This window comes from Pseudomonas sp. (assembly GCF_041601375.1).
In the GTDB taxonomy this organism is placed as follows: Bacteria; Pseudomonadota; Gammaproteobacteria; order Pseudomonadales; family Pseudomonadaceae; genus Aquipseudomonas.
In genome coordinates this window covers 1-6,893 of record NZ_JBFIIG010000209.1, presented here as the reverse complement: position 1 = coordinate 6,893, position 6,893 = coordinate 1, and the positions used below count along the sequence as shown (strand labels likewise).

The following is a 6,893-nucleotide window of genomic DNA, read 5'->3' as shown; positions in this document are numbered from 1 at the left end:
GCCTGTACCGCTAATGCGGGTTTGCGCATTGGCGTTACCCTGCAGTTGCAGGCTGGCTGGCATCCACGGTGAGAAAAGTGCCAGCGGCAACTGGGTCAGCTGTGCTTCGCCCTGCCATTGTGCGGCCAGGCCCTGTCCCTGGCTCTGACCTTTCAGACACAGCCGGGAACCACCCTGCCTCAGGCAGGTTTGTGCAAGGCTGATATGTTCGGCGTGAATCTGCAGCTGAGCCGGGGCCTGCAGTTCCCAGCGACTGGTGGCGGCGGGTTTCAGGCCCAGTATCTGCAGTTGTCCCAACCATGGGGACTTGCCGCCGGCCCAACCACCCTTGGCTTCCACATTGCCGGATAGCTGCCTGGAGTGCAGGCTGGCAACGAGTCGATGATCCGAGCGCCGGCCCTTGATGGACAGCTGCAGGTTCGTTGGCTCGATATCGGGAACGCGCAAGCCCGCGATGGCGAGTTGCATACTGCCCTGGCTGTCCTGTTCAAGATCCAGGTTGGCCTGCAGGTCAAGCCGGTCAAGCCCGATGGCGGCCAGCTGCACCTTGCTGCCTTTGAGATCGACGTTGATGCGAGGTGCCAGCCAGTCACCGCTGACTGCGCCCTGGCCCTTGAGGTGGCCACGGGCCTCCGGCCACAGCTCGGCGAGGCTGGGGCTGTCGACAGTCCAGTGAAACCCCGCCCGTGGCCAGATGCTGCCCTGCCCGGTCAGGCGGCTACGGCCCACTGCCAGTTCACCCCGCTCAAGCTGCACCGTATCGCCCTGCCAGCGACCCACTAGCTGAACCCGTCCCGGTTGCTGGGTTTCTACCGCGTAGGCGGCATCGACCATGACCTCGCCCTCGTCGATGCCGCCCTGGATACGGGTGTTGCCTTCAACGCTGGTCAGGGCCGGCGCCCAGGGGGGCAAATGCAGATTTTGCCAGCTTGCCGTGCTGGTCCAGGCCAGCTTGCCGCTATGCCAGCTTAACTGGCCGCTGGCGTTGATGCGTGTGTCGCTATGGCCTAGCTGTAATTGACTGGCTTCAAAGCCATGTGTGGTCAACAGGCCCTGTGCCTGCACGTCTACCGGCCCCGTTGCCAGCGCCTCGGGGGGCAGTTGGCCCAGTGCCACCAGTAGCGGTGCGGGCTCGACCGGCCCCGTCAGGTGGATGGCGTAGCCCTGCTCGCCCTGTTTCCAGGTCATCGACAGGTCGCTGCTGTAAGGGGGTTCGGTAGCGAGCTGCAGCTTGAATGCCTCCAGGTCACCAGTGGCCCGGATTTGGGAACGCAATGTTTCACCGCTGGGCAGCGTCTGATTGAACGCGGCATCCAGTGCCAGGGGGAAACGGCCATGCCAGCCAATAAAGCCCTGGGCCTGCCCCGCTATTCCATAGGCCTGGGTGGTGAGCTGTTCAACGACCACGCGATCTTCCAGTACTTTCACATGGGCGTTGGCTTCGCTGAATTGCCAGACATCGCTGTCAGGGTCGAGTTGAAAGCGCACACTGTGGACGACAGCCTTCTGGACGTGCACGGTCACGGGAAGCGGATCGGGGTCACCCGACGCCTCGTCTTCGCCAGTGGCAGGCTGCAGCTGCACCCGCACTTCATGCGCGGCAAGCTCGTCGATGTACACCCGGGCACGCAATAGCTGTCGTGGCTGCCAGTGAATCTCGCCCTGGTCGACCTCAACCAGGACCCAGGGGTCGCGATAGCTGAATCCGGTTACCGTAACCGGCCCCAGCAGGCGGCCGCCGATGCGCTCGGCCTGCATGTCGATGTCGGCCAGCGAATGAAGCAGGGGTACGGCGATGCGCCACGCGACATGCAGACCGGTTTCGGTCGTAAAAAGGCCCACGACAGCGATGCCCAGCAGCAGGGGTATGCCCAGTCCCAGCACTAAAAAAAACGTTCTGATCACAATTCAACGCCGATCCCGAAATGAATCCGGTAATTCGAGCGATCGCCATCGGGTGGCTCATCCAGCGGTGTCGCCAGGTCCAGGCGTATCAGCCCTACCGGCGAGCGCCATCGCAGGCCGAGTCCCGCGCCTTTCAGGAGTTCGGCACGGCTGTCGTTCGAAGCGTTACCGGCATCAATAAACGCGGCCACGCCCCAGTCATTCCAGACCAGCCGGTCTACCTCGATACTGCCCACCAGCAGGTACTGACCGCCAATCACCTCGCCCAGTTCATTGGTATCGCCCAGCGACTGGTACTTGTAGCCACGCACACTTTGATCGCCGCCGGCGAAGAAACGCTGTGACAGCGGTAGTTCGGTGGCTTCATCCAGGCCGGTTACACCCAGCTCGCCGCGCAGGATCAGGCGCGTCTTGTCATCCAGCAGCGGGCGTATGTAACGTGTCAGAAGGCGGCCCTGCAGGAAGGTGGCATCGGAGAACCAGTTCTGGTGCGCCCCGTGTACGTCCAGTGACAAGCCGATGGAATTGCGAGGATAGATGGGATTGTCACTGCGCGTGCGGGTCAGGGTGATGCCCGGAATCACCAGGTCGAAGCGCTGCCGGTCGGCTTCAAATGTGGAGATATTCTGGCCGAGGGTCAGGTACAGGCTGCGGCGCCAGCCCCGCCAGCTGGTGGTGTGGGTGATGCCCAGCTCCCTTTCCTCGTTGATACCGTCGCCGGCATCTTCGCTGAGCACATTGGCACCGAAACTGAGCGTGTCCTTGCGCACATCCGCGATCGGAATCTGGTACTGGGCCGAAAGGCTTTCCCTGACGCCGGACAGGGTGAGATTGGCACCGGCCCGGTGACCTTTGGCATTAACCCGTCGCCAGTCAAAGCCGAGGTTGAGGCGCGGGCCGGTATCCGTGCCATAGCCCAGGCCGGCGGAATACAGTTGCGGTTTGCGTGGGGTGGTGGTCACCCCGATTGGCAAAACATGATCCTCGGCCTGCTCCTTGAGCAGCTCTACCTCAACATCGCTGAAATAGTTGCTGTCGATGAGTCCGTTTTCCAGTTCGACCAGCTGCAGTCGGTCGTAGGGTTCGCCCGGTGCGAATGGCACATAGCGCTGAATGAAAGCCGGCTCCAGGATGTCCTGCTCAATGCTCACCTGGCCCAGCCGGTAGCGTGGTCCCGTGTCGTAATGCAGTACCACATCGGCCCATAGTGCAGGGGCGTTGACGCGTAATTCACTGGTGCTGAAGCGGGCATCCAGGTAGCCATAACGCAGTGCCACCTGCTGCAACAGGGCCTTGGTTTCTTCATATTGGCTATGCCGCAGCGTCTGGCCTGACTTCAGCGGCATCTTGTCCAGGGCTGCGCTGAATAGAGGGCTAAGCTGGCCTTCACCGGATACCCGGACATCGAGTTGACGAAGCAATACCGGCTTGCCGGCATCAATGCGATAACGAACGCGCCAGCCGCCCTCCTGCATGGTCAGCGCGCTATCGATTTGCGGGGCGTAATAACCGTAGGGTTGCAGGGCCTGCTGAATCTGTTTGGTCGCGCGCGCATGATGGCGGCGCACCCAGTTGTCCAGCGGCAGGTCTTCGGGCGGCTGGCCCCGAATAGTCAGCAGCGCTTCGACGTTTTGCAGCAGCTCTGCCTGCAGTCCTTCAATCACGACCTCAACCTTGCGGTTGTCACGCGCGTAGGCGGTCGACAGGCAAAGTGACAGGCCCAGGACAAGCAGAACGGCAGCGTGGCGTAGTTTCATGACTAGATTCGGCAGGTCAATTCGTACTCTGAATCTCCTGCGGCCTCGCCCTCGCTGTTGAAGCGTCGTTCGGTGAAACGGGTGTGGCCGTTGCTGTCCACGGTAATCACGGTACTGCAACGCGTGCCGTAGGTTGGCAGGTGAATAAAAATGGAAGAAAGCTGTTTCTCCAGGCTGGGGTCGACCCCGGTATCGGGCAGGTCGTCGTCGTTGGCAAGCGTTCGGCAGGTGAGAATGCCGAGCAGGTCGTCGCTGCGGATAATAGGCTCTAATAGCAGTTGTTCAAAACGTGTACCCAGGTTGCGCATTTTCGGCCAGGCATCGTCGAGATGACCATTACTGAGCGCATAACTGCCCGGCGGGAGTTCGCGTGCTTCCGGGGTCGGGTGATTGGTCAGGTAGTGCAGGCTCTGGCTATCGCACACAAACAGGTTGCAGCCGGCATACTCGGCTATCTCTTGTAGCCGTGTCTCGGCATAGGCCCGCGCCGATAGCTGGCTGGTCAGGAAGTCGCTGACCAGTGCGCCACGCGAAGGGGCGCCGGGAACCGAGGAGGCACCGCGCGCATTGGTCAATGCCGCAAAGCGACCATCCACATGCAGCCCTAGCCAGCTGCCGCCCTGTTCCTCATCGCGGCCGGCCAATACGCCCGGCGCATTCGGCCAGAAATCGGCAGCCCGGCTGGGGCGCCGATAAAATTCATCACGATTGGCGGCGACCACCAGCGAGTACTGCGCATGGTTGTGCCAGGAAAGGGCAAGTAAACACATGACTACAGGCTATCATGCAGAACCATGGAGGCGGCATGATGCAACAGACAGAATTTAAAGCGGGGCAGGCGCCCGATTATGCAGCGCAGATTGAGCAATGGCTGGTGCAGCCCCCCAGCCTGGTGGCAAGCGGCTTTGGTCGCCGCATCGCACCGGCCCTGAATCCGGTGTTACGCGTGACCCAGGCCGTGATTCCGGAGAGCCTGTTCGAACAGGCCCTGGTGACTGCCAGTCGTGCCAGCACGCGGGTCGCGCTGCGGCAACGGGTGATGCAGCAGGCTGGCGTGACCAATATCGAGTCATTACGCAGCCGACCGATTCCCGATTGCGATCAGCAGTGGCGAAGCTTGCGACGTAGCGCCATGGGGCTGGCCGGGGGCACCGGGGCAGCGAGCGGCGTGGCGGGTGCTGCCGGGCTGACGCTGGATATTCCGGCCCTGATACTGCAGTCCTACGTGGGCATCCATCGTACCGGCATGTGTTATGGCTACGACTGCAGCGAAGCCAACGCGCCTGGTTTTGCCTTGGCAATATTTGCACTGGCGAATGCCAATACCCTGGAGGAGAAACAGGCGGCCTGGCAGGCGCTGGTCGGTCTGCATGACCTGCAGAATGAGGCTCTGCGCGATGGACTGGAGGCGGCGATCGCGCGGCAGCTTGGCAAGGGTTCGGTGGCCACCGGTATGCAACGACTGGCGACACAACTCGGCATGAACCTCGGGCGGCGCAAGGCGGCAGCGGTGGTGCCCATACTCGGCGCCTTAATCGGTGGCTCGATTAACGCCTGGGTCATGGCAGACCTGATGCAGGTTGCGCGTTATGCCTTTATTGCGCGGCGGCTGGGCTTGTTGCCTGAGCCACCCACATGTCCTGAAACGGTCTAGACATATATAATGCGCCGCCCTTCGGCAGCGAGACACTGATTTCATGGCTAGCGATCGTCCCCATCATATTGTCATCGTCGGCGGCGGCTTCGGTGGCCTGTTCGCAGCCAGGGCGCTAGGCAAGTCACGCAACAAGGCGATTGGTGAAGAAATTCGCGTCACACTGCTGGATAAGCGGAATTTTCACCTGTTTCAGCCACTGCTGTACCAGGTCGCTACCGGTAGCCTGGTGGTGGGCGATATTGCCACGCCGCACCGCGTGGTACTGCGCCGCTACAAGAATGTGCAGGCCCTGATGGGCACAGCCTACGACCTGGATACGGAGCGCCGCTGTGTACTGCACGAATATGGCGAGATCGAATACGACACCTTGATTGTCGCGACCGGCGTCAAGCATTCCTATTTTGGCCATGACGAATGGCGCGCCCATGCGCCCGGCCTGAAAACCGTCGAGCACGCGCTGGAAATGCGCCGCAAGATATTCACGGCCTTTGAACGCGCGGAGCAGGAGCCTGACCCGGTCAAGCGTCGCGCCCTGATGACCTTTGTCGTGGTGGGCGGCGGGCCGACCGGTGTGGAGCTGGCAGGCGCGCTGGGCGAACTGGCCCATCACACCATGGCCAATGATTTTCGCAGCATTGATCCGCGAGAGGCACGCATCATGCTGGTCGAGGGGGCCAAGGATGTATTGCCGGCCTACGACCAGGATTTGCGTGATTCCGCCCGCCAGATGCTTGAAGAGCTGGGTGTGAAGGTGATTCCCGAAACCATGGTCGAGAACATCGAGGAAGGCCAGGTAACCATGCGCAGTGGTCAGCTGGTTCGTACCGTACCGGCAGAAACCGTGCTGTGGGCTGCTGGCGTCAAGGCCTCGGTTTTTGGGCAGGTGCTGGCGGAGAGAGCCGGCGTTGGACTGGATAAGCAGGGCAAGGTCAAGGTGCAGTCGGATATGAGCCTGCCGGGTCATCCCGAAATCTTTGTGATTGGTGATCTGGCGCGTTACGAACCCAAGCCAGACCAGCCACTACCGGGACTGGCGCCGGTGGCGCTACAGCAGGGCCGCTACGTGGCGCGACTACTGAAGCGTCGTCTGCGCGGCAAGGAAACTCGCCCCTTCAAATACAAGGATCGGGGCAGTATGGCGGTGATCGGCCGTAATCGCGCTGTCGGCGACCTGCGCTGGGCCCATGTACGCGGTTTTCCAGCCTGGCTGCTGTGGATTGGCATCCATATTTGGTCCTTAATGAGCTTTGAACAGCGCCTGCGTGTCATGCTGGAATGGAGCTGGAAATACATCACTCGAAAAAGCGGTTCGCGCCTTGCCACAGGCGAACCGACCAGTACGATTGAATTAAGGCAGCAAAGGGGCATGGAAGCCGAAAAATGAGCATTTATCTGAAAATGCTTACAAAAAAAACCGACACCGGATTATGTTGCAAGCGCTTATTGTCTGCGTAATACTTGCCGCTATCTGAGAGTCAGCCGCAAGGATTTGCGGCCGAAACGTACGAAACAGAGGATGTCCCCATGCGCACGTCATTCATTACCGGTTTCATCACACGCCTGTTAATAGTATT

General features: G+C 61.0%; 5 protein-coding genes. 2 read left to right on the top strand and 3 right to left on the bottom strand.

The features are described from left to right. The 3 genes from ABZE94_RS19125 to ABZE94_RS19115 form a co-directional block, all read right to left on the bottom strand. On the bottom strand, window positions 1-1,905 hold a 1,905-nt coding region (locus ABZE94_RS19125; RefSeq protein WP_372877469.1), incomplete at its 3' end, for a hypothetical protein. After that, the gene (locus ABZE94_RS19120; protein ID WP_372877467.1) at window positions 1,902-3,662 is read right to left on the bottom strand and encodes an autotransporter assembly complex family protein; all 1,761 of its coding nucleotides are present in this window, start codon (window positions 3,660-3,662) and stop codon (window positions 1,902-1,904) included. The genes ABZE94_RS19120 and ABZE94_RS19125, both read right to left, overlap by 4 nt. A 2-nt stretch (window positions 3,663-3,664) precedes the next feature. Next, a complete protein-coding gene (locus ABZE94_RS19115) occupies window positions 3,665-4,432 on the bottom strand; it encodes an NRDE family protein (protein ID WP_372877465.1) in 768 nt (255 codons plus the stop codon). A gap of 35 nt (window positions 4,433-4,467) precedes the next feature. On the opposite strand from ABZE94_RS19115, the gene ABZE94_RS19110 reads away from it, so the two are divergent. Beyond that, the gene (locus ABZE94_RS19110) at window positions 4,468-5,316 is read left to right on the top strand and encodes an EcsC family protein (RefSeq protein ID WP_372877463.1); all 849 of its coding nucleotides are present in this window, start codon (window positions 4,468-4,470) and stop codon (window positions 5,314-5,316) included. A gap of 43 nt (window positions 5,317-5,359) precedes the next feature. Then, on the top strand, window positions 5,360-6,703 hold the full coding sequence (locus ABZE94_RS19105) for an NAD(P)/FAD-dependent oxidoreductase (RefSeq protein WP_372877461.1): 1,344 nt from the start codon (window positions 5,360-5,362) through the stop codon (window positions 6,701-6,703). Window positions 6,704-6,893: the final 190 nt, after the last annotated feature.

Coding starts and splice junctions, on each gene's coding strand:
- ABZE94_RS19115 (WP_372877465.1), bottom strand. CDS start 4,432: ATGTGTTTACTTGCCCTTTCCTGGCACAACCATGCGCAGTACTCGCTG.
- ABZE94_RS19110 (WP_372877463.1), top strand. CDS start 4,468: ATGATGCAACAGACAGAATTTAAAGCGGGGCAGGCGCCCGATTATGCA.
- ABZE94_RS19120 (WP_372877467.1), bottom strand. CDS start 3,662: ATGAAACTACGCCACGCTGCCGTTCTGCTTGTCCTGGGCCTGTCACTT.
- ABZE94_RS19105 (WP_372877461.1), top strand. CDS start 5,360: ATGGCTAGCGATCGTCCCCATCATATTGTCATCGTCGGCGGCGGCTTC.